The following is a 21,953-nucleotide window of genomic DNA, read 5'->3' as shown; positions in this document are numbered from 1 at the left end:
GTCGAAAACTGCGTAACTCTTTGTTTACCAAGGAGTTTTCCGTTTCGACTGCGCCGGAAGTGGGGCGAATTATAGACTTCCAGAATCTGCCGTCAACACTTAATTTGCCATTTCTATCAATGAGTTGCAGAAAGCCGAAAAAACAGCGTTTTCCCCTCTATATAGAGAAGGGAAAACACCGCTTCTATATAGAAGGAACCTTCAGAGCACTCCAGCTTCTTTGAAAGCAGCAACGGCGGCAGCCTCAAGACCCAGCACTCGCTGCAGAACCTCGAGCGTGTGCTCACCCAATAGAGGAGGGGCGCTACGGTACTCCACCGGCGTCTCGGATAAGCGAATGGGACTGGCAACCTGCGGCACCAACCCGGCCAGCGCATGAGGAAGCTCGATTGCCAAACCGCGCGCCTTAACCTGTGGATCGGCAAACACCTGCGACAGATCGTTGATCGGTCCGCACGGCACACCCGCCTGCTCCAACTGCACCACCCACTCGGCAGTGGTCTTGAAGACCGTAGCCTGACGAATCAGCGGAATCAGCACCGCACGATTCGCAACACGAAGCTTGTTCGTCGCGAACCGAGGATCATCCGCCCACTGCGGCTGAGCAGCCACTTCGGCGAACTTGCGGAACTGCCCGTCATTCCCCACCGTCAGGATGAAATCACCATCCGCGGTCGGGAAGTCCTGATAGGGAACAATGTTCGGGTGAGCATTGCCCAAGCGCTTGGGAGCAATGCCGGTAGTCAGGTAATTCATCGCCTGGTTAGCAAGGCACGCCACCTGAACGTCCAACAACGCCATGTCGATGTGTTGACCACCACCTTCATGCTCCCGATGCGCCAACGCCGCCAGGATCGCAACCGTCGAGTAGAGCCCTGTCAGAATATCCGTCAGCGCCACGCCGACTTTCACCGGCCCGGCACCGTCATCACCTTCAGGGCGGCCGGTCAGACTCATCAAACCACCCAGCCCCTGGATCATGAAGTCATAGCCAGCACGCTTGGCATAAGGACCGGTCTGGCCGAAGCCGGTGATCGAGCAATAGATCAGATCCGGGTTGATCGCCTTGAGCGACTCGTAGTCCAGCCCATAGGCCGCCAGACCGCCGACCTTGAAGTTCTCGATCAGGATGTCGGACTTCGCCGCCAGCTCACGAACCAAACGCTGACCTTCTGCCTGAGTAAAGTCGATGGTCACCGACTGTTTGTTGCGATTGGCCGACAAGTAATAGGCGGCCTCGCCGGTGTTCTCACCATAAGCATCCTTAAGGAAGGGCGGCCCCCAGGCGCGAGTGTCATCGCCATTGCCCGGGCGCTCGACCTTTATAACCTCGGCGCCGAGATCCGCGAGGATCTGCCCGGCCCAAGGCCCGGCCAGTACTCGCGATAAATCCAGTACCCGCAAATGCGATAACGCACCCATGGCCGCTCTCCTATTAATAGAACGCCTGGAGACCGGTCTGCGCGCGACCCAGGATCAGCGCGTGAACGTCGTGAGTACCCTCGTAGGTGTTTACCACCTCAAGGTTGACCAGGTGACGCGCAACACCGAACTCGTCGGAGATGCCATTGCCACCCAACATATCGCGAGCCATACGGGCGATGTCCAACGACTTGCCGCAAGAGTTGCGCTTCATCATCGAGGTAATTTCGACGGCGGCCGTGCCCTCATCTTTCATACGCCCCAGACGCAGGCAGCCTTGCAAGGCCAGAGTGATTTCAGTCTGCATGTCCGCCAGCTTCTTCTGGATCAACTGGGTGGCAGCCAAAGGCCGACCAAACTGCTGACGGTCCAGTGTGTATTGGCGAGCGGTATGCCAGCAGAACTCGGCCGCACCCAGAGCGCCCCAGGAGATGCCATAACGTGCAGAGTTAAGGCAGGTAAAAGGGCCTTTCAAACCGCGGACATCCGGGAAGATGTTCTCTTCGGGAACGAATACATTGTCCATCACGATCTCGCCAGTGATGGAGGCGCGCAGACCGACCTTGCCGTGGATCGCCGGAGCGCTCAGGCCTTTCCAGCCTTTCTCCAGAACGAAGCCACGGATATCGCCGGCATCATCCTTGCCCCAAACCACGAATACGTCAGCGATCGGGCTGTTAGTGATCCACATCTTGCTGCCGGTCAGGCTGTAGCCGCCTTCCACTTTGCGTGCACGAGTGATCATCGAACCCGGATCGGAACCATGGTTCGGCTCGGTCAGACCGAAGCAACCGATCCACTCACCGGTAGCCAGCTTCGGCAGGTACTTCTGTTTCTGGGCTTCGGTGCCAAACTCGTTGATCGGCACCATGACCAGCGAAGACTGCACGCTCATCATCGAGCGATAACCGGAGTCGACGCGCTCGACCTCACGGGCAATCAGGCCGTAACTGACATAGTTCAGACCGCTGCCGCCGTACTGCTCAGGAATGGTCGCACCCAGGAGACCGATTTCGCCCATTTCACGGAAGATCGCCGGGTCGGTTTTCTCATGACGGAAAGCTTCCAGAACACGTGGCGCCAGTTTGTCCTGAGCAAACTGAGCAGCGGTGTCGCGCACCATGCGCTCTTCTTCGGTGAGCTGTTGATCCAGCAGCAGGGGATCGATCCAGTTGAAGCTAGCTTTACCGGCCATGAGAGAGTCCTCGCGAAGTAGGTCAAATATCGTGGACTGATCCTAGGCGCCGCTTCCGTATTGGGCAAACGAGGATTTTGCATACTGTTGTGCTAATTTCTCACTCCGTAACAGCCTTAAACGGCATCTATGCAAACTATTAGTGAGGTTGCTGTACATGCGCAGGAAGATACCCAGCACTGCCGCGCTGATCAGTTTCGAAGCGGCAGCCCGCCACGAGAGCTTTACCAAGGCTGCTCAAGAACTATCGCTGACCCAAGGAGCGATATGCCGACAGATCGCCAGCCTGGAAGAGTTCCTCAGCGTTGAACTGTTCCGACGCTCGCGACGCGGAGTGAAGCTGACCGAGGCAGGGCTTTCCTACAGCCGACGCGTCGCAACACAACTGGATGCCGTTGAACGAGACACGCTGTCGGTGATGGGCCAGCAGGGCGCTAATGTCATCGAACTGGCGGTTGTGCCAACCTTCGGTACTCAATGGCTGTTGCCACGGCTCAAGGACTTCCAGCAGCAACACCCGGAAGTCACGGTCAATCTGACCAACCGCACGCGACCCTTTCTGTTTGCCGACACCGACTTTGACGCCGCGATCTACTTTGGTGACGCCGACTGGTCCGGCACCGAATCCCACAGGCTGATGGGCGAGAATCCGATGCCGGTGTGCAGCCCGGCATTACTCGGGGATCGCACACAGCTGCCCGCCGAAGTGATTGCCGACCTGCCGCTACTGCAACAGACCACGCGCCCTTACGCCTGGCGCCAGTGGTTCGACTCACAGCACCTTAATGTCCCCCGCGACATGACAGGTCCGCGTTACGAGCTATTCTCCATGCTGGCTCAGGCAGCGATGCATGACATGGGTATCGCATTGATCCCACCGTTCCTGATTCAGCGTGAGCTGGCGGAGAAACGACTGGTGATTGCCAACCCTCAGGCCCTGTCGAGCATCAAGGCCTATTACCTGATGATTCCTGACCGAAAGGTCGAATCAGCCTCTTTACGCGCATTTCGCGATTGGCTGGTTAACCAGGCACATAGCTACAACCTAGAAGGGCAGGGCTTATACGCTATTAGCTGACCTCGTAGTCAGCAAAATTAAAGCACTACAGATATAACTTATTGTCGCATTTAAGCAGACTGTATCCACGGGAGGCACAATCGTCCCACAAGCGCCTAACGGCGTGGCTTTGAGGTTCTGATTCAAAGCAATACTGCGTCATTCACAGCGCCGATGTGTAAACTCTCGAATTTCGGCAGAAATCCTTACAAGACACGGCCTACAAGGGATTGAGGCGGTCACTTGCGACATTCGGTCACAGGGTGACTTGTAGTTAATTTTCCGTCACCCGTCATAATCCCTTGAAGGCCACAAAGTTCGCCTGCAAAATGCCGCGCCCCGCCCGAAATACGGCGGGATCGTGCTGATCGGCCGCCCCAGCCGCACCCTCCGCAGTGCGCTGGCCTTCTAAGAAAGATCGAAAGCAATAAGATCAAGCAGGAGATTTGACGTGCACATTGGTGTTCCTCTCGAAACCCAGACCGGTGAAACGCGGGTTGCTGCAACCCCGGAAACCATCAAGAAGCTGATCGGCCAGGGTCATAAAGTCACTGTGCAAAGCGGCGCCGGCATTAATGCCAGTGTTGTCGACAGTGCTTATGAAGCGGCAGGCGCAATGATTGGCAGCGCCAACGATGCATTTGGCGCAGAGCTGATTCTCAAGGTCGTCGCACCCAGTGACAGCGAACTGACCCTGATCAAAAGCGGCACCGTGCTGGTTGGCATGCTCAACCCGTTCAGCAATGAAACCATTGCCAAACTGGCCGAGTGCGGCATTACCGCGTTCTCCCTGGAAGCGGCGCCGCGCACCTCCCGCGCGCAGAGCCTTGATGTGCTGTCCTCGCAAGCCAACATTGCCGGCTATAAAGCCGTGTTGTTGGCCGCCCATCACTATCCGCGCTTCATGCCGATGCTGATGACGGCTGCAGGCACCGTGAAGGCCGCTCGCGTGCTGATCCTCGGCGCCGGTGTGGCTGGCTTGCAGGCGATCGCCACCGCCAAGCGTCTGGGCGCGGTGATTGAAGCGTCCGACGTGCGTCCGGCCGTGAAGGAACAGATCGAATCCCTCGGCGCCAAGTTCGTCGACGTCCCGTACGAGACCGATGAAGAGCGTGAATGTGCCGTCGGTGTCGGCGGTTACGCACGCCCCATGCCGGCCAGCTGGATGCAACGTCAGGCCCTGGCCGTGCACGAGCGCGCCAAGCAAGCCGACATCGTCATCACCACCGCACTGATTCCCGGCCGCAAGGCACCGGTTTTGCTCAGCGCTGAAACCGTTGCGCAAATGAAACCAGGTTCGGTGGTCATCGACCTGGCCGCTGCGCAGGGCGGCAACTGCCCGCTGACCGTGGCCGACCAGGTGATCGTCGCTCATGGCGTGACTATCGCCGGCCCGACCAACCTGGCAGCACAGGTTGGTGCAGACGCCTCGGCGCTGTACGCCCGCAACCTGCTGGACTTCCTGAAGCTGGTCTTCACACCCGAAGGCCAATTCCAGATCAACCTAGAAGACGACATCGTCGCCGCGTGCCTGATGTGCCGCGACGGCCAAGTCATCCGCAAAAACGCCTAAGCAGGGATTCAGACGATGGAAGAGCTTATCTCCCCCGGTATCTACAACCTGATCATCTTCGTGCTGGCGATCTATGTCGGTTATCACGTGGTCTGGAACGTTACACCCGCGCTGCACACACCACTGATGGCGGTCACCAACGCCATTTCGGCAATCGTGATCGTCGGCGCCATGCTGGCGGCGGCGCTGACCGTGACCCCACTGGGCAAGACCATGGGCACCCTCGCTGTGGCTTTGGCTGCAGTCAACGTGTTCGGTGGTTTCCTGGTAACCCGCAGAATGCTTGAGATGTTCAAGAAAAAAGCCCCGAAAGCCGTAAAAGAAGAGGCGCCCAAGTAATGAGCATGAACCTCGTAACGACGCTCTACTTGATCGCGTCGATCTGCTTCATCCAGGCCCTGAAGGGTCTGTCGCACCCGACCTCGTCGCGGCGCGGCAATGTGTACGGCATGCTCGGCATGGCGCTGGCCATCGTCACCACCGTCGGCCTGGTGTTCAAACTCGGCTCCGAGCTGGCTACTGCCGGTATCGGCTACGTGATCGTCGGCCTGCTGATCGGCGGCACCGCCGGTTCGATCATGGCCAAACGCGTTGAAATGACCAAGATGCCGGAACTGGTCGCCTTTATGCACAGCATGATCGGTATGGCCGCCGTGTTCATCGCCATCGCCGCCGTGGTCGAGCCGCAGTCGCTGGGCATCGTCAAACACCTCGGTGATTCAATTCCGGCGGGTAACCGTCTGGAGTTGTTCCTCGGTGCGGCCATCGGTGCCATTACCTTCTCCGGCTCGGTGATCGCGTTTGGCAAGCTGTCGGGCAAGTACAAGTTCCGCCTGTTCCAGGGCGCACCGGTACAGTTCGGCGGTCAGCACAAACTGAACCTGCTGCTGGGTCTGGCGACACTGGGCCTGGGCATCACCTTCATGTCGACCGGTAACCTCGGCGCCTTCGCCCTGATGCTGGCCCTGGCCTTCGTGCTGGGCGTGCTGATCATCATCCCGATCGGTGGCGCCGACATGCCGGTCGTGGTGTCGATGCTCAACAGCTACTCCGGCTGGGCAGCGGCGGGGATCGGCTTCTCGCTGAACAACTCGATGCTGATCATTGCAGGTTCTCTGGTCGGTTCGTCCGGTGCGATCCTCTCGTACATCATGTGCAAGGCGATGAACCGTTCGTTCTTCAACGTACTGCTCGGTGGCTTCGGCAACAATGCCGACGCAGCTGGCCCGGCGGGCTTGAAAGAAGCCCGCCCGGTGAAATCCGGCTCGGCCGATGACGCAACCTTCCTGCTGACCAACGCCGACACCGTGATCATCGTTCCGGGCTACGGCCTGGCAGTAGCACGGGCGCAGCACGCGCTTAAAGAGTTGACCGAGAAGCTGACCCACCGTGGCGTGACCGTGAAGTATGCGATCCACCCGGTTGCCGGTCGTATGCCCGGCCACATGAACGTGCTGTTGGCCGAGGCTGAAGTGCCTTACGACCAGGTGTTCGAGATGGAAGACATCAACTCCGAGTTCGGTCAAGCCGACGTGGTGCTGGTGCTCGGCGCCAACGACGTGGTCAACCCGGCAGCGAAGAACGATCCGAAATCGCCAATCGCCGGCATGCCGATTCTCGAAGCCTTCAAGGCCAAGACCATCATCGTCAACAAGCGCTCGATGGCCAGCGGCTATGCCGGTCTGGACAACGAACTGTTCTACCTGGACAAAACCATGATGGTCTTCGGCGACGCCAAGAAGGTCATCGAAGACATGGTTAAAGCCGTCGAGTAAAGACTGCGCAAGCAGCAAGACCCAAAACCCCGGCCTTTAATAGGCTGGGGTTTTTTATTGCCTGCAGAAAACCGACCAAAGGCTCTAAATCAGGGGCCAGCATTCGACCATGGTCGCGGGGCTATTTTTTTTGAAATCACTAGACTGCGTATCTTGCTTCCGTTGCCCGAGATAACAATCCATGTACCGTGATCGTATCCGCTTGCCTTCGTTGTTGGATAAGGTAATGAGCGCCGCTGACGCTGCCGCTCTGATTCAGGACGGCATGACCGTCGGCATGAGCGGGTTCACCCGCGCCGGCGAAGCCAAAGCCGTGCCCCACGCACTGGCCGAACGCGCCAAAGTCACGCCGCTGAAGATCAGCCTGATGACCGGCGCCAGCCTGGGCAACGACCTCGACAAACAGCTGACCGAAGCCGGCGTGCTGGCCCGCCGTATGCCGTTTCAGGTCGACAGCACACTGCGCAAGGCGATCAACGCCGGCGAGGTGATGTTCATTGACCAGCACCTGTCGGAAACCGTGGAACAACTGCGCAACCAGCAGCTCAAGCTGCCGGACATCGCGGTGATTGAAGCAGTCGCTATCACAGAGCTTGGCCATATCGTGCCAACCACCTCGGTCGGCAACTCGGCCAGCTTCGCGATTTTCGCCAAACAGGTGATCGTCGAGATCAACCTGGCGCACAACCCGAACCTGGAAGGTCTGCACGACATCTATATCCCGACCTACCGTCCGACCCGCACGCCGATTCCGCTGGTCAAGGTTGACGACCGCATCGGCAGCACCGCGATCCCGATACCGCCGGAAAAGATCGTCGCCATCGTCATCACTAATCAGTCCGACTCGCCGTCCACGGTGTTGCCGCCGGACAGCGACACTCAGGCCATCGCCGATCACCTGATCGACTTCTTCAAGCAGGAAGTGGAAGCAGGGCGCATGACCAACAAGCTCGGCCCGCTACAGGCCGGTATCGGCAGTATCGCCAACTCGGTGATGTGCGGCCTGATCGACTCGCCGTTCGAAGACCTGACCATGTACTCCGAAGTCCTGCAGGACTCGACCTTCGACCTGATCGACGCTGGAAAACTGAGCTTCGCCTCAGGTAGCTCGATCACCCTGTCGAGCCGTCGTAATGCCGATGTGTTCGGCAACCTGGATCGCTACAAGGACAAACTGGTGCTGCGCCCGCAGGAGATCTCCAACCACCCTGAAGTGGTTCGTCGCCTGGGCATCATCGGTATCAACACAGCGCTGGAGTTCGACCTGTACGGCAACGTCAATTCCACCCACGTCTGCGGTACCCGGATGATGAATGGCATCGGTGGTTCCGGCGACTTTGCCCGCAACGCGCACCTGGCGGTCTTTGTCACCAAGTCGATTGCCAAGGGCGGGGCGATTTCCAGTGTGGTGCCGATGGTCAGCCACGTTGACCACACCGAGCATGACGTCGACATCCTCGTTACCGAGATCGGCCTTGCCGACTTGCGTGGCCTGGCGCCACGGGAGCGGGCACGAGTGGTGATCGACAACTGCGTGCACCCGGACTACCGCGAAGCACTGAATTCCTACTTCGAGGCGGCCTGCGCCGTCGGCGGACACACCCCGCACATCCTGCGCGATGCCCTCAGTTGGCACATGAACCTGGAAGAAACCGGCAGAATGCTCGCCGTGTGATTGATACAGATGGCAGCTGACGCAAACACAATTCCGTCAGCTCGCCACTGCCAATCCAATATCCTTCAAAAACTGTACTGCTGTACCGGTCATTTCCTACCGTAATTGCCTACATATCCGAGTCAAACAACCAAAAATGCACCATTAAAGTGCCGACAGGTACAGTTGCCTCGTTTTCGAGCAGTACAGCACCTATTAACAGTTAACTGGTCCCTCACAATACAGGTGAACTGTATCTAGAGAGACTGGCCAAACGAGAGGATCATTGGCATCAGTTAAACCACTACCTAATCCCGCCATAAGCGGAAGGATGTCAACCATGGAACGTACACTCAGTTCCGAAATGTTCTTCGAAGACAACGCTGTAAAAACCCAGGCTTCCATGCCTCTTCGCGTTATCGCCAACCTGATGCTGTGGCAGCGCCGCATCTCCAGCCGCCACCAACTGGCTCGTCTGGATTCGCGTCTGCTGGCTGACGCAGGGATTAGCGAAGCACAACGCTACGAAGAGCTGAGCAAGCCGTTCTGGCGCTAAGTTAGCGTCGCTGGCCCTGACCCACCGGGTCCACCGCCAGCACCCCGAATTGCACACACAAAACCCGTCGTGGGAAACCACGACGGGTTTTGTCGTTTCAGGGCGGAAAAACAGCTGGTACAGAAGGGCAGTCGCATGACAGGTACAGTTTCAATAAATACTTAACTGAGCCAGTACAATTTAATGCTGGTGTAACTGCTCTAGCGACGGCGAAGCGACCAACATGGTGTCCCAAGGCTGCTCAATCAGCCTGTTCGCGAGGAATACACCATGAGTCGGTTACTTGATATTTCGCTCCCGCGTACTCGTCGGCCATCTTTACTCAAGCTGATGGCCCGGCTGATCGCCGCGACCGGTCAAAGCATGGAAAGAGCACGCACCCGCCGCCAGCTGGCGCAACTTAATGAACAGCAGCTGTCTGACATAGGTATCAGCCATTCTGATCGACTGGTCGAACTGGACAAACCTTTTTGGCGCTAACGTGTCTAGATGGGGTGACAGGGCTATTCGAACGGTTGGCCAACGGCCTAATATCCGAAGACAACGTGGCGAGCCCTGCGCAGGGTACGTCTGATCTCTCAGACGTTACGCATCACGCAGTGGCTGCCCGACGTTATTCTTGGCGTCACTATTTATGGTTTATTCACAGGAGTTACCCCATGTCCCGTCTTCGTCTGCTCAGCGCTGCAGCACTGCTGGCCGTGGCTGCCAATTCGCATGCCTCCAGCTTCATTATCACCACTGACACTGTCGTCGGTGCACTCAAGGACAGCTCCGACGCCACAACCAACCTCTCGTCTTCGCTGCGGGACAAGAAGATCGTTCGCGCCGCCCGTGATGATGCTGCCAGTTTCGTGGCCAGCGAAGGCGCCATCCGTGGCGTCCGACTGGAAAGTGCTCTCGACTACATCCACACACAGGCTCCACAGCTGAAAGCCACTGACACACAGCTGGCCCAAGCCATCCTGGCCATCTGATCGACGTCGGAAAACGGGGCTCTCACAATGGGCCCCGTTTCTTCAGCACTGGCTCTGGCCCGGGCATTACGCTAGCCTTTTGGCTCGTTTCCAGCCGTCGAGTCTCATGCCTTTTCTTTCAAAACCATTTATCACATCCCTGTTTATCACTGCCTGCTGGATCAGCCCGGCCCATGCTCTGGACCTGTCTACGCAGAACCTCGTCGTCACCACTTATGTGACAAGCAAGGTGACCTCCGCGCCCTTCGACCATAAACTGCTGCTCGCCGCCCACGATGATGCTGCGGCATTCATTGCCAGTGATGGTCAACTGCGAGGAGCACAACTGGAGTCCGCGCTGGTTTACCTGCGTCAGACCCAGCCAAAACTTCATGCCAGCGACCTTGAACTGGCACAGGCAATTCTCGTCCAATAGTTATCCCGTTCTTCCGGAGTCGTTCCATGCGTAGCCCGCTGATTGCTGCCACCCTCGGCCTGTTGCTGTTGGCCGACGTGGCCCAGGCACACACCCTGGAAGCCACCAGTAATATGATCATCCGTGCCTCCCGGCGCACACTCGATTTCACCTCCGACACCACCACCTCGATTCGTGACCTGAAAGTCGTGCGCGAAGCCCATGATGACGCGGCCAGTTTTGTCGCCAGCAATGGCGATATCCGTGGTGCACATCTGGAAGCTGCCTTCGACACCTTGCGCACCCGCGTGCCGGAAGCCCGCGACGCCAGTGATCAGGTACTCGCCGAAGCCATCCTCGCACTGTGAAGACACTAGCCGCCTGGCTGATGGCCGGGGCCGTATTGCTGCTTTGCAGCGCGGCTCAGGCCAGCCTACAACTAAACCTCAAGACCGACGGTCTGAGCCCGGCAGAACAGCAGGCCAGCCAGGCACTGCTGGATGAAGCGATGCAGGCTTTGCCGCCGCGTTTCATCGAGCAACTGGACCGCCGGATTGATGTTGGCTGGACCGACGAAATGCCCGGCAACGCCTACGGAGAGGCGTCTCTGGTGTCTGAAGTGGACCTCAATCGCAACCTGCTGGCCAGCCTCACCGATGGCAGCGCCGCGACGAAAAAAACCAATCGCCCCCACGGCACCGTCCGCCGCGAAATGCTCGCGACAGTGCTGCATGAACTCACGCATATTTATGACCGCGCGCGCTTGTGGACAAGTGCCGAGCGCTTGCTGATCCAGCGCTGTACGCGACAGAACAACAGCTCGGGCCTGATCGGCATTCCCGATCAATGCCGTGGCCAGATTGACCGTCGTTTCACCCTGAGCGATGACCCGCGCTTGCTGGACCTTGCCGGCTGGCCGCAATACGTCGGCCGACGCGGTGAACGCGAACAGCACAATCGACAAATCTCCCGCAGCCCGGACCTCTACGAGACGAGCAGCCCCAAGGAATTCGTCGCGGTCAACATGGAGTACTTCCTCCTCGACCCGAGTTACGCCTGCCGCCGCCCGGCACTGTACCGTTATTACCAGGAACACTTTGGCTGGGCTCCGCCGGCCAAAGACACGTGCGCCACGTCCTTCGCCTTCCTGAACGCCGGCAACGACTTCGCCAAACAACCGCTGGGCCAGGTCGATCCGGAGCGGGTCTACTCCGTCGATTACCTGCTGGCCGAAGCCAACCAGAATCTGGTCAGCCGCTGGGGTCACAGCATGTTGCGGCTGGTGATCTGTGCACCCGGTCGCCCACGCGGGCCGGACTGTCGACTGGATCTGGAGTATTCCCTGGTGCTGTCCTACCGCGCCTTTGTCGGTGACGTACAACTGTCGAGCTGGGATGGTCTGGTCGGGAAGTACCCGTCGCGCCTCTTCGTGTTGCCGCTGTCACAAGTCATCGACGAATACACCAAAACCGAACTGCGCAGCCTCGCCTCCGTGCCGCTCAATCTGTCACGCAACGAAATTTCAGAAGTCGTCGAACACGCCGCCGAGATGCACTGGAGCTACGACGGCAACTATTTCTTCCTGTCCAACAACTGTGCGGTCGAGAGCCTGAAGCTGCTGCGCAGTGGCAGTAATAATCCACAGCTGGTCGGCCTGGACAGCATCATGCCCAACGGCTTGCTGGAGCTACTCAAGTCCCGTGGACTGGCGAACACCAGCGTGCTCGACGATCCGCGTGAGGCTCTGCGCCTGGGCTATCGCTTCGACTCGTTCCGCGATCGCTATCAAGCGATGTTCGAGGTGCTGAAAAAGCGCCTGCCGATCAAACAGGACAAGGTCGAAGACTGGATGGCGTTGACTGCCGCAGAGCGTCGCCCATGGTTTCAGCAGGCCGATCTGCGCACCAGCGCGGCTCTGCTGCTGCTGGAGCAAGCCAGTTTCCGCCAGCAATTGCTGCTGGCCCAAAATGAAGTGAAGCAACGTTACCTGGATGCCCGCGAGCTGAAAAACGGCGGCATGGACCAGGCCAATCAGACCTTGAAGCAGATTCTTGCCAACAGCGGTTTCCTCAGTCGTCCGGCAGAACTGCTCGACAGGGGCGGGTACGGCCTGCCACAGCCTAATGAATGGAAACGCCTGGAGTCGGAAAGTAGCTCTCGGCAAAAGAAATTGCAGGTGTTGACCGGCGATCTGGATAAAGAGGTCAGGGCGCTGCTTGAGCCAGGCCGAGCCGCCGAGATCGCGGCGAATGAGGCCAACATCAAACAGCTGGGCGAACACCTGCGAGCCTTGCATAAGGCGGCCGGTGGGCTGGAGTTGCCTTAAGTCAAAAGATCGCAGCCTGCGGCAGCTCCTACGTCGATCACCCGTAGGAGCTGCCGCAGGCTGCGATCTTTTGACCTTACAAATTTAGCCGCGTCCACCCACCTTGAACATCTCGTCCGGTGTTTGCCCAGCGAAAGCTGGCTGAAAGGTTTGCCGATTAGGATCGCCCGCACTGCCGGCAACAGACCGGTTGGCCAAACGAATGTCGCAACGTTCGCCCGGCCCAATTAACAACAACAATGGTGATTCTGATGTCCGCTCGTACCCGCCTGTTTGCCCCGACTCCCCCCGTACGCCTCGTGCTTTCCGTTCTGCGCTGACCCCATCCGGTTCGCCATTCCCTAGCCGCGCTACGCCTGGAGTATTCCCATGCTGACTTTCCTTGGCTTTGCCATGGTCATCACGTTCATGTACCTGATCATGACCAAGCGCCTGTCCGCGCTGATCGCTCTGATCATCGTTCCGATCCTGTTCGCCCTGTTCGGTGGCTTTGCGCCGAAGATCGGCCCGATGATGCTCGAAGGCATCACCAAGCTGGCCCCGACCGGGGTGATGCTGATGTTCGCCATCCTCTATTTCGCCTTGATGATCGATTCCGGCCTGTTTGACCCGGCCGTGCGCAAGATCCTCAAGCTCGTCAAGGGTGACCCGCTGAAGGTTTCCGTCGGCACCGCCGTGCTGGCCCTGGTGGTGTCCATGGACGGTGACGGCGCCACCACCTACATGATCTGCGTGGCCGCCATGCTGCCGCTGTACAGCCGCATCGGCATGAGTCCGCGGATCATGGCCGGCCTGATCATCCTCGCCGGTGGCGTGATGAACATGACCCCATGGGGCGGCCCGACCGCGCGTGCCGCCAGTGCGCTGCATGTCGACCCGTCGGACATCTTCGTGCCGATGATCCCGGCGATGCTCGCCGGTGTGGTGGCAATCCTGGCGATTGCCTACCTGTACGGTAAACGTGAGCGTGCGCGTCTGGGTGAATTGCACCTGGTGGGCGATGAAATCGACCACAGCGAAATCAGCGTTTCGCAGTTCCCGGATGCTCGCCGTCCGAAGCTGATCTGGTTCAACGGCGCCCTGACCCTTGCCCTGATGTGTGCGTTGATCGCCGGCCTGCTGCCACTGCCGGTACTGTTCATGGTCGCGTTCAGTATCGCGATGATCGTTAACTACCCATGCCTGCAACAGCAAAAAGACCGCGTGGCAGCCCACGCTGGTAGCGTGTTGTCGGTGGTCGGGCTGATTTTCGCCGCCGGTATCTTCACCGGTATCCTGACCGGCACCGGCATGGTCGATGCGATGTCGAAAAGTCTGCTGGCCGTGATCCCGGACTTCCTGGGCCCGTACCTGGCCGTGATCACCGCACTGGCGAGCATGCCGTTCACCTTTTTCATGTCCAACGATGCGTTTTATTACGGTGTATTGCCGGTTCTGGCCGAAGCCGCCAGCCACTACGGCATCACCGCGGTGGAGATGGCACGTGCCTCGATCGTTGGCCAACCCGTCCACTTGCTGAGCCCGCTGGTCCCGTCTACATACTTGCTGGTGGCGCTGGCCGGGATCGAGTTCGGTGACCACCAACGCTTTACCCTGAAGTGGGCAGTACTGGTCTGCATGTGCATACTCGTCGCTGCATTGCTGATGGGGATTTTCCCGCTGTTCAGCACCTTGTAACGGCATCAACTCACCGCGCCGCCAGCTAAATGCTGGCGGCGTGGTTTAACACTCGCTCAAAGGAATACACATGGAATGGCTGACCAACCCTGAAATCTGGGTTGCCTTCTTCACGCTGACCGCCCTGGAAATCGTTCTGGGCATCGACAACATCATCATGATCTCGATCCTCGTCAGCCGCATGCCCAAGCACATGCAGGCACGTACCCGGATCTTCGGTCTGGCGCTGGCCATGATCACGCGGATCCTCTTGCTGCTGTCGATCACCTGGGTCATGCGTCTGACCGCCGACTTGTTCGTGCTCTTCGGTCAGGGTATTTCCGGGCGAGACCTGATCCTGTTCTTCGGTGGTCTGTTCCTGCTGTGGAAAAGCTCCCAGGAGATGTTTCACGCACTGGAAGGTGAAGACGAAACTGACGATGGGCCAAGCGGCAAGGGCGGCAACTTCCTTTACACCATCATCCAGATCGCGATCATCGACATCGTGTTCTCTCTGGACTCGGTTATCACTGCGGTCGGCATGGTGTCCCATGTTCCGGTCATGGTGGCTGCGATCATCGTTGCGGTACTGGTGATGATGATGGCCTCGGGCAAGATCAGCGAGTTCATCGACAAGCACCCGTCGCTGAAAATGCTCGCACTGTCGTTCCTGCTGGTGGTGGGTACCGTACTGATCGCCGAAGCCTTCGGTGTGCATGTACCAAAAGGCTACGTCTACTTCGCCATGGCGTTCTCGCTGGCCGTGGAAGCGATCAACATCAAGATGCGCACCGCGATCGCGAAAAAGAAGAAACAACAGGAGCCAGTGAAACTGCGCAAGGACATCCCGGGTCAATAACCCGAATGCGCTGAAGAAGAAGGGGCTTTCGAGCCCCTTTTTCACGTCTGCATGAAGCTGTCTCCATGACAGCTTTGTTTCAATCGACTCTTTAGCTATGCGATGCTGGCGCCCAGACCGTTAGCCAACTACAGCTTAAGTACAGAACGTAGAACGTAGCGGCACCGTCAACTTGCTCCATTGGGGCGCTATTCATTCAGGGGGCCCAGTATGCTGACCCTGCTCAATTTACTGTCTGCGGTAGCCTTGCTGATTTGGGGCACGCACATTGTCCGAACCGGCATCCTGCGGGTCTACGGTTCGAACCTGCGCCATGTCATTGGCCAGAACATGTCCAAACGCTGGCTGGCCTTCATCGCCGGGATTCTCGTCACCGCCATGGTCCAGAGCAGCAACGCCACGGCGATGCTGGTGACCTCGTTTGTCGGCCAGGGTTTGATGGCACTGACGCCCGCCCTGGCGACCATGCTCGGCGCCGACGTCGGTACCGCTCTGATGGCGCGGGTCCTGACCCTCGATTTGTCATGGCTGTCGCCGCTGCTGATTTTCCTCGGGGTGATTTTCTTTCTCTCACGCAAACAGACGCGTGCGGGCCAGCTCGGCCGGGTCGGCATCGGCCTGGGGCTGATTATTCTCGCGCTGCAACTGATCGTCGAAGCGGCTGATCCGATCACCCACGCTCACGGCGTCAAAGTGCTGTTCGCCTCGCTGACGGGCGACATCCTGCTCGATGCCCTCGTCGGCGCGCTGTTCGCGATGATTTCCTACTCCAGCCTGGCTGCCGTCCTGCTCACTGCTACCCTCGCCGGTGCCGGAGTGATCAGCCTGCCAGTGGCCATCGGTCTGGTGATCGGCGCCAACATCGGCAGCGGTGTCCTGGCGTTCCTCAGCACCAGCATGCAGAACGCCGCCGGGCGTCAGGTGGCGTTGGGCAGCCTGCTGTACAAATTGATCGGTCTGTTGCTGATCATTCCAGTGCTCGGCCCGCTGGTGCACTGGATGGACAAACTCAATTTCCGCCCACAAGGCCTGGTGATCGGCTTTCATCTGCTCTACAACACGGTACGTTGCCTGGTGCTGTTGCCCAGCGTCGGCCCAATGGCCAGGCTCTGTGCCTGGCTGTTGCCGGAGCCTCCGGAAATCAATGGTCAGGCCAAACCACGTCATCTGGACCCGACGGCCCTTGCCACGCCAAGCCTGGCCTTGGCCAACGCCGCCAGGGAAACCCTGCGCATGGGCGACCTGATCGACAACATGCTCGAAGCCATGCTCGATGTGCTGCGTGGCAAGCAAACCGCCGTCACTCAGGAAGTGCGCCGCCTGAGCGATGACGTCGAAGCGCTGTGCAGCGCGATCAAACTCTATCTGGCGCAAATGCCCCGCGAAGACCTCAGCGAACAGGACAGCCGGCGCTGGGCGGAGATCATCGAACTGGCGATCAATCTGAAGCTCGCCTCTGATCTGATCGAACGCATGTTGCGCAAGGTCCAGCAGCAGAAGACCTCGCAACGACGCTCGTTTTCCGAGGTTGGCCTGGAAGAACTGGCCGGGCTGCACCATCAGTTGATCGCCAACCTGCGTCTGGGGCTGTCGGTGTTCCTGAGTGCCGACAAGGAAAGCGCCCGACAACTGCTGCGTGAGAAACGTCGCTTCCGTGCACAGGAAAGACGCCTGGCCCACGCCCATGTCAGCCGCTTGCAACGTAAGATCGTGCAAAGTATCGAAACCAGCTCGCTGCATCTGGAGCTGATTGCCGACATGCGACGCTTGAACTCGCTGTTCTGCGGCAGCGCCTATGTGGTCCTGGAAACCGCCGAAACCGGTGCATTGACCGCCGACGAAATGTCTGACATCACCCATTCACCCTGAACGTCTAGCGTCGAAGGGAGTCACTTAAAAGGCTGAAGGCAAACCTTTGTGCCTGCATTTACCCGCCAGGAAAGTTGTTATGCGTTGTCTGTTGTTCGCGTGTCTGCTGTTGGGTTCCACCTGCTCGTTTGCCCTGGATCGCTTTCAGGTCGAAGGTTACAGGCTGCCCAACGGCCTGCAATTACTGCTCAAGCCCGGCAGCGAACGCGGTCATGTGGCAATTCGTCTGGTGGTGGGTGTTGGCCTCGACGACTTCGCCTGCGCCGACAAAGAGCTGCCACACCTGCTTGAACATTTGCTGTTCAGCGGCATCGACGCCAGCGGCGAAGGCGGGCTCGAGGAGCGCATGCAGGCGCTGGGCGGCGAATGGAACGCCTACACCAGTAACGCCGACACCACATTCGTCATCGAAGCCCCGGCAAACAATCAACGCAAAGTCCTCGACCTGTTGTTGGCGCTGCTGACCCAAACCCGAATCGACGACAACGCAATCAGCGCGGCCAAACAGGTGGTCGAACGCGAAGACGGCGGCCATTACTCCCACTTGCAGCGCTGGCTCGACCGCCAGGACCTGGGCCATACAGCAAGCAATCAGCTGGCGGTAGAACTGGGCCTGAAGTGCCCGGAACGCGCCCAGGTAGAGCACCTGACCCGCGAACAACTGGAGAAGCTGCGCAAGGAGTGGTACGCACCGAACAACATGACGCTGATTATTGTCGGCGAGCTCGATCGCCTGCTGCCGGCGTATCTGGAGCGCACCTATGGCGAGCTCAAAGCCATCGAACCCACCGAACACATGCCGCTGCCGGAAATCCAGCACCCGGCGCTCGACGAACGCAATCTGATCCACGGCTGGGTCGGTGGTGGCGCCAAACTGCACTGGTTGTTCCCGGAGCCGGCGCTCGACGATCAGTACGACGAGACGTTCGACCTGCTCAAGGACTACCTCGACTGGGCGCTTTACCGTCAGCTGCGCCTGGCACACGGGTTGTCCTACGGGCCTTGGGCGGAACGCGAAGTGTTCGGGGGCGTCGGTTTCCTCAGCCTGAACGCCGACCTGGAACGCGATGATCTGCCGCAAGCGCAGCAGGTACTCGAGGATCTGAAAGCCGATCTGCTCAAGAACGGCCTCGACCCCGCTGGCTTCGAGCGCCTGAAACAGGCCGCCATCGCCCGACAGGCCTGGGCCGTGCAAGGCAACAGCGGGCTGGCCGACTATTACTGGAGTGCCATCGGTGACTATGAGGACGGACATTTCGACGACCCGGCCAAACGCCTGCAAGCAGTCACTCTGGACCAGGCCAACCAAGCCCTGCACAAACTGCTCGAAGAGCAGGGTTACATTCGAATCGAGAAGCCACTGCTCAGTTATGACGAAGTGCTGTGGTTGCTGGGCGGGGTGCTGGGGTTGATGGCGCTGATGGGCTGGCGTATTCACCACAAGAAGTGAAAACACCACAATCTCCGTAGCAGCTGGCGCAGCCTGCGTTCGGCTGCTACGGGATTGCATATCGCCTGATGCTTTCTCGCAACATCAGAGTGCCAGCGGTATCCTGTCGGGGTTTTTCCCCACGACCATTGCGAACCGCCGAATGCCTATCCTGACCCTTTACGTACAGCGCATCCTCGAACTGATGAAGCGCTATCCTGGGGTCATTGCGCTCGGTGGTTTCATCTCGGGGGTCGGCAGTTTCATTCTGGTCGACCGCCAACAAAGTCTGGCGACCTGGATTGCGATCATCATGCTGATCAGCTGGGTCTGGCTGATGCTGGAAAACAGCCTGACAGAGCTGTTCGCCAAAGTTTTCAAGCGCGAAATCCCACAGCCGCTGCTGCGCTACGCGACGCAGATGATCCATCAGGAAAGTCTGTTTTTCGTCCTGCCATTCTTTTTCATCACCACCACCTGGAACAGTGGGCAACTGGTGTTCACCGGACTGCTTGGGGCGGTGGCGCTGATTTCGATCACCGACCCGCTGTATTACAAATGGCTGGCACCGCGCCGTTGGCTGTTTCTGGCAATGCACACCCTGACCCTGTTCGCTGCACTGCTGACCGCATTGCCGATCATCCTGAACCTGACCACCGCGCAGAGCTTCAAATTGGCACTGGGCACCGCCATGCTGCTGTCCTTTCCGAGCCTGGCGTCGATCTTTCCGATTCGCACGATCCGCGGCGGTCTGAGCGTACTCGGCATCACCCTCGCCATCGGCTGCGCCGGCTGGTTGCTGCGCTCCTGGGTACCACCGGCCACCCTGTGGATGACCGAAGTGGCGATCAGCACGCAACTGCAGGACCGTACGCCCGGCGACAGCCTAAGAAAAGTCAGCGCCGCCGAGCTGCGCCGCGACGGTCTGTACGCCTACACCGCGATTAACGCACCGCGCGGGCTGGACGAGCGGATTTATCACGTCTGGCAATTCAACGGCACAGAAGTCGACCGCATCGCTCTGGATATCCATGGCGGACGCAAGGAAGGCTACCGGGCCTGGACCCATAAACAGAACTTCCCCGCCAACCCGGTCGGCGACTGGCAGGTGCGGGTGCTGACTGAAGACGGCCAGGTGATTGGTGTCCTGCGTTTTGATGTGACCGACTCAGGTCAAAACGGTAATACGCCGAGCGAGGCAAAATAACCGGGATCGTGCTATTACGTAGCACTGCGGATCAGCCAAACAAGCTCGGAGATTATGACCAGCAGCATGATGGCCGGCAGTGCCCAACTCGATACTTCGAACACCCCAGCACAATTGCGGGTCACGGGGGACTGGACGCTCGCCCACTACGCCGACCTCAAGCGCCTGAGCGACTCTCTCAAAGGCCAGTACGACGACCGCACACCCATCAACCTCAATGGTCTCGGCGCACTCGACACCGCCGGTGCCTCGCTGTTGGTCGAGCTGCTCGGTGCCGAGCGCCTCGGCAAGTCCGCCGAACACCCCGATTGCAGCCTGTCCGCAGCCGACCGCGCGCTGCTGCAAACGGTCTATTGCTCGCTGACCGACTTCTGCGTCCCCGTCAAAGAACCCGAAATCAGTGTCGGCATTCAACTGCTGACGCGCATCGGGCGCGCGGTTGATGCGATCTGGCAGGACACCCTGCAACTGTTGGGGTTTGTCGGGCTGATTCTTGAAACCATCGCTCGCAGCCTGTTTCGCCCCAAGCGCTGGCGGATCACGCCAATGGTCGCGCACATCGAACAAACCGGCCTCGACGCCGCCCCCATCGTCGCCTTGCTGACTTTCATGGTGGGCGCGGTGGTGGCCTTCCTCGGTGCCACGGTGCTTGCCAGTTTTGGCGCGAGCATTTTTACCGTGGACCTGGTGGCGTTTTCCTTCCTGCGCGAATTTGGTGTGCTGCTGACCGCAATCCTGATGGCTGGGCGCACCGCCAGTGCCTTCACCGCGCAAATCGGCTCGATGAAGGCCAACGAAGAAATCGACGCGATCCGTACCTTGGGCCTCGACCCGATGGAGCTGCTGGTGGTGCCACGGGTGTTGGCATTGCTGGTGGCGCTGCCGATGTTGACGTTTCTGGCGATGCTCTCGGGGATTGTCGGAGGCGGGGTGGTCTGCGCAATATCGCTAGGCATCTCGCCGGCGATGTTCCTCTCTTTGCTGCAATCGGACATCGGCGTTCAACATTTTCTGGTCGGCATGGTCAAAGCACCAATCTTCGCTTTTTTGATCGCCTCCATTGGCTGTCTAGAAGGCTTCAAGGTCAGTGGCAGCGCTGAATCCGTTGGCGCCCACACCACGTCCAGCGTGGTGCAGTCGATTTTCGTGGTGATCGTGCTCGATGCGGTCGCCGCGTTGTTCTTTATGGAGATGGGCTGGTGAGTCGTTTACCCCGTGCGCCCTCCGAGGCGGTGATCGAAGTTCGTGGGCTGTGCAATCGCTTCGGCCGCCAGAGCGTGCATGAAAACCTCGACCTGGATTTGTACAAGGGCGAGATTCTCGCCGTGGTCGGCGGTTCCGGCAGCGGCAAGTCGGTGTTGCTGCGCAGCATTGTCGGCCTGCGCCGGCCCAGTGAAGGCGTGGTGAAGGTATTTGGCAAGAACCTGCCGAGCCTGTCGGAGCATGAGCGCTCGATGGTGGAGCGACGCTTCGGCGTCCTGTTTCAGAAAGGCGCGCTGTTCTCTTCGCTGACCGTGACCGAAAACGTCGCCCTGCCATTGATTGAACACGCCGGTCTGAGCCGTGCGGACGCCGAACATCTGGCGGCGGTGAAACTGGCCCTGGCCGGTCTGCCGCTGTCGGCTGCCGACAAGTACCCGGCGTCGCTGTCCGGCGGCATGATCAAACGCGCGGCGCTGGCCCGCGCCCTGGCGCTGGACCCGGACATTCTGTTCCTCGATGAGCCGACCGCCGGCCTTGATCCAATCGGCGCCGCGGCGTTCGATCAACTGATCCTGACGCTGCGCGATGCATTGGGATTGAGCGTTTTCCTGGTTACCCACGACCTCGACACGCTGTACACCATCACTGATCGGGTGGCGGTGCTGGCGCAGAAAAAAGTGCTGGTGGCCGACGCCATCGACACCGTGTCGGAAACCGACGACGCATGGATTCACGAATACTTCCATGGCCCACGCGGCCGCGCGGCGCTTTCAGCCGCTTCACAGCTCAACGAGGTATGAC

21 protein-coding genes are annotated in these 21,953 nt (G+C 59.2%); 19 read left to right on the top strand and 2 right to left on the bottom strand.

Features of this window, described 5'->3' with window-relative positions; translation table 11 throughout:
* On the top strand, positions 1-224 hold a 224-nt coding region (locus tag AC1RKH_RS12355), incomplete at its 5' end, for a hypothetical protein (protein ID WP_493184045.1).
* Here the strand turns inward: AC1RKH_RS12355 and AC1RKH_RS12350 are convergent.
* Together AC1RKH_RS12350 and AC1RKH_RS12345 are read right to left on the bottom strand one after the other, a co-directional pair.
* Positions 202-1,422, bottom strand: a complete 1,221-nt coding sequence (locus tag AC1RKH_RS12350) for a CaiB/BaiF CoA transferase family protein (protein ID WP_493064471.1) — start codon at positions 1,420-1,422, stop codon at positions 202-204. The genes AC1RKH_RS12355 and AC1RKH_RS12350 overlap by 23 nt on opposite strands.
* Before the next feature lie 13 nt (positions 1,423-1,435).
* Positions 1,436-2,617: an acyl-CoA dehydrogenase gene (locus AC1RKH_RS12345; protein WP_493064472.1), complete on the bottom strand. Its 1,182-nt coding sequence runs from the start codon at positions 2,615-2,617 to the stop codon at positions 1,436-1,438.
* Between the two features lie 157 nt (positions 2,618-2,774).
* Between AC1RKH_RS12345 and AC1RKH_RS12340 the strand changes: the two genes are divergently transcribed.
* The 18 genes from AC1RKH_RS12340 to AC1RKH_RS12255 all read left to right on the top strand — a co-directional run bounded on the left by AC1RKH_RS12340 (position 2,775) and on the right by AC1RKH_RS12255 (position 21,952).
* On the top strand, positions 2,775-3,695 hold the full coding sequence (locus AC1RKH_RS12340) for a LysR family transcriptional regulator (protein ID WP_123427836.1): 921 nt from the start codon (positions 2,775-2,777) through the stop codon (positions 3,693-3,695).
* Positions 3,696-4,125: 430 nt separating this feature from the next.
* Complete coding sequence (locus AC1RKH_RS12335; protein WP_123427838.1) at positions 4,126-5,247, top strand: Re/Si-specific NAD(P)(+) transhydrogenase subunit alpha; 1,122 nt, start codon at positions 4,126-4,128, stop codon at positions 5,245-5,247.
* 15 nt (positions 5,248-5,262) lie between these two features.
* Entirely contained in the window at positions 5,263-5,586 is a 324-nt protein-coding gene (locus AC1RKH_RS12330; protein WP_003187010.1) for an NAD(P) transhydrogenase subunit alpha part 2, read from the top strand.
* The gene (locus AC1RKH_RS12325) at positions 5,586-7,022 is read left to right on the top strand and encodes an NAD(P)(+) transhydrogenase (Re/Si-specific) subunit beta (protein WP_493064473.1); all 1,437 of its coding nucleotides are present in this window, start codon (positions 5,586-5,588) and stop codon (positions 7,020-7,022) included. The genes AC1RKH_RS12330 and AC1RKH_RS12325 overlap by 1 nt, the downstream gene beginning before the upstream one ends.
* A gap of 181 nt (positions 7,023-7,203) precedes the next feature.
* On the top strand, positions 7,204-8,697 hold the full coding sequence (gene scpC / locus AC1RKH_RS12320) for a succinyl-CoA:acetate CoA-transferase ScpC (protein WP_493064474.1): 1,494 nt from the start codon (positions 7,204-7,206) through the stop codon (positions 8,695-8,697).
* Between the two features lie 319 nt (positions 8,698-9,016).
* A complete protein-coding gene (locus tag AC1RKH_RS12315) occupies positions 9,017-9,232 on the top strand; it encodes a DUF1127 domain-containing protein (protein WP_054594973.1) in 216 nt (71 codons plus the stop codon).
* A gap of 270 nt (positions 9,233-9,502) precedes the next feature.
* The gene (locus AC1RKH_RS12310) at positions 9,503-9,712 is read left to right on the top strand and encodes a DUF1127 domain-containing protein (protein ID WP_493064475.1); all 210 of its coding nucleotides are present in this window, start codon (positions 9,503-9,505) and stop codon (positions 9,710-9,712) included.
* A gap of 179 nt (positions 9,713-9,891) precedes the next feature.
* Positions 9,892-10,209, top strand: coding sequence for a DUF2388 domain-containing protein (locus AC1RKH_RS12305; protein WP_493064476.1), 318 nt, complete (start codon positions 9,892-9,894; stop codon positions 10,207-10,209).
* A gap of 106 nt (positions 10,210-10,315) precedes the next feature.
* The gene (locus tag AC1RKH_RS12300) at positions 10,316-10,624 is read left to right on the top strand and encodes a DUF2388 domain-containing protein (protein ID WP_493064477.1); all 309 of its coding nucleotides are present in this window, start codon (positions 10,316-10,318) and stop codon (positions 10,622-10,624) included.
* Between the two features lie 26 nt (positions 10,625-10,650).
* Complete coding sequence (locus AC1RKH_RS12295) at positions 10,651-10,971, top strand: DUF2388 domain-containing protein (protein WP_019694505.1); 321 nt, start codon at positions 10,651-10,653, stop codon at positions 10,969-10,971.
* Complete coding sequence (locus AC1RKH_RS12290) at positions 10,968-12,929, top strand: DUF7844 domain-containing protein (RefSeq protein ID WP_493064478.1); 1,962 nt, start codon at positions 10,968-10,970, stop codon at positions 12,927-12,929. Before AC1RKH_RS12295 ends, AC1RKH_RS12290 begins: the two co-directional genes overlap by 4 nt.
* 369 nt (positions 12,930-13,298) lie before the next feature.
* Complete coding sequence (locus AC1RKH_RS12285) at positions 13,299-14,606, top strand: CitMHS family transporter (protein WP_493064479.1); 1,308 nt, start codon at positions 13,299-13,301, stop codon at positions 14,604-14,606.
* Positions 14,607-14,676: 70 nt separating this feature from the next.
* Positions 14,677-15,444, top strand: a complete 768-nt coding sequence (locus AC1RKH_RS12280; RefSeq protein ID WP_123427854.1) for a TerC family protein — start codon at positions 14,677-14,679, stop codon at positions 15,442-15,444.
* Positions 15,445-15,654: 210 nt separating this feature from the next.
* A complete protein-coding gene (locus AC1RKH_RS12275; protein WP_493064480.1) occupies positions 15,655-17,313 on the top strand; it encodes a Na/Pi cotransporter family protein in 1,659 nt (552 codons plus the stop codon).
* A 79-nt stretch (positions 17,314-17,392) separates the two neighbouring features.
* On the top strand, positions 17,393-18,763 hold the full coding sequence (locus AC1RKH_RS12270) for a M16 family metallopeptidase (protein WP_493064481.1): 1,371 nt from the start codon (positions 17,393-17,395) through the stop codon (positions 18,761-18,763).
* 142 nt (positions 18,764-18,905) lie between these two features.
* Positions 18,906-19,949, top strand: a complete 1,044-nt coding sequence (locus AC1RKH_RS12265; protein WP_493064482.1) for a DUF5924 family protein — start codon at positions 18,906-18,908, stop codon at positions 19,947-19,949.
* Between the two features lie 54 nt (positions 19,950-20,003).
* Entirely contained in the window at positions 20,004-21,152 is a 1,149-nt protein-coding gene (locus AC1RKH_RS12260; protein WP_493064483.1) for an ABC transporter permease, read from the top strand.
* Complete coding sequence (locus AC1RKH_RS12255) at positions 21,149-21,952, top strand: ABC transporter ATP-binding protein (RefSeq protein WP_493064484.1); 804 nt, start codon at positions 21,149-21,151, stop codon at positions 21,950-21,952. The genes AC1RKH_RS12260 and AC1RKH_RS12255 overlap by 4 nt, the downstream gene beginning before the upstream one ends.
* Position 21,953: the final 1 nt, after the last annotated feature.

The organism is Pseudomonas sp. GW822-FHT06B12 (genome assembly GCF_058799675.1).
This window is presented reverse-complemented; position numbering and strand designations above follow the sequence as displayed.

Coding starts and splice junctions, on each gene's coding strand:
- AC1RKH_RS12275 (WP_493064480.1), top strand. CDS start 15,655: ATGCTGACCCTGCTCAATTTACTGTCTGCGGTAGCCTTGCTGATTTGG.
- AC1RKH_RS12280 (WP_123427854.1), top strand. CDS start 14,677: ATGGAATGGCTGACCAACCCTGAAATCTGGGTTGCCTTCTTCACGCTG.
- AC1RKH_RS12270 (WP_493064481.1), top strand. CDS start 17,393: ATGCGTTGTCTGTTGTTCGCGTGTCTGCTGTTGGGTTCCACCTGCTCG.
- AC1RKH_RS12330 (WP_003187010.1), top strand. CDS start 5,263: ATGGAAGAGCTTATCTCCCCCGGTATCTACAACCTGATCATCTTCGTG.
- AC1RKH_RS12285 (WP_493064479.1), top strand. CDS start 13,299: ATGCTGACTTTCCTTGGCTTTGCCATGGTCATCACGTTCATGTACCTG.
- AC1RKH_RS12265 (WP_493064482.1), top strand. CDS start 18,906: ATGCCTATCCTGACCCTTTACGTACAGCGCATCCTCGAACTGATGAAG.
- AC1RKH_RS12260 (WP_493064483.1), top strand. CDS start 20,004: ATGACCAGCAGCATGATGGCCGGCAGTGCCCAACTCGATACTTCGAAC.
- AC1RKH_RS12325 (WP_493064473.1), top strand. CDS start 5,586: ATGAGCATGAACCTCGTAACGACGCTCTACTTGATCGCGTCGATCTGC.
- scpC (WP_493064474.1), top strand. CDS start 7,204: ATGTACCGTGATCGTATCCGCTTGCCTTCGTTGTTGGATAAGGTAATG.
- AC1RKH_RS12350 (WP_493064471.1), bottom strand. CDS start 1,422: ATGGGTGCGTTATCGCATTTGCGGGTACTGGATTTATCGCGAGTACTG.
- AC1RKH_RS12340 (WP_123427836.1), top strand. CDS start 2,775: ATGCGCAGGAAGATACCCAGCACTGCCGCGCTGATCAGTTTCGAAGCG.
- AC1RKH_RS12345 (WP_493064472.1), bottom strand. CDS start 2,617: ATGGCCGGTAAAGCTAGCTTCAACTGGATCGATCCCCTGCTGCTGGAT.
- AC1RKH_RS12305 (WP_493064476.1), top strand. CDS start 9,892: ATGTCCCGTCTTCGTCTGCTCAGCGCTGCAGCACTGCTGGCCGTGGCT.
- AC1RKH_RS12300 (WP_493064477.1), top strand. CDS start 10,316: ATGCCTTTTCTTTCAAAACCATTTATCACATCCCTGTTTATCACTGCC.
- AC1RKH_RS12315 (WP_054594973.1), top strand. CDS start 9,017: ATGGAACGTACACTCAGTTCCGAAATGTTCTTCGAAGACAACGCTGTA.
- AC1RKH_RS12295 (WP_019694505.1), top strand. CDS start 10,651: ATGCGTAGCCCGCTGATTGCTGCCACCCTCGGCCTGTTGCTGTTGGCC.
- AC1RKH_RS12310 (WP_493064475.1), top strand. CDS start 9,503: ATGAGTCGGTTACTTGATATTTCGCTCCCGCGTACTCGTCGGCCATCT.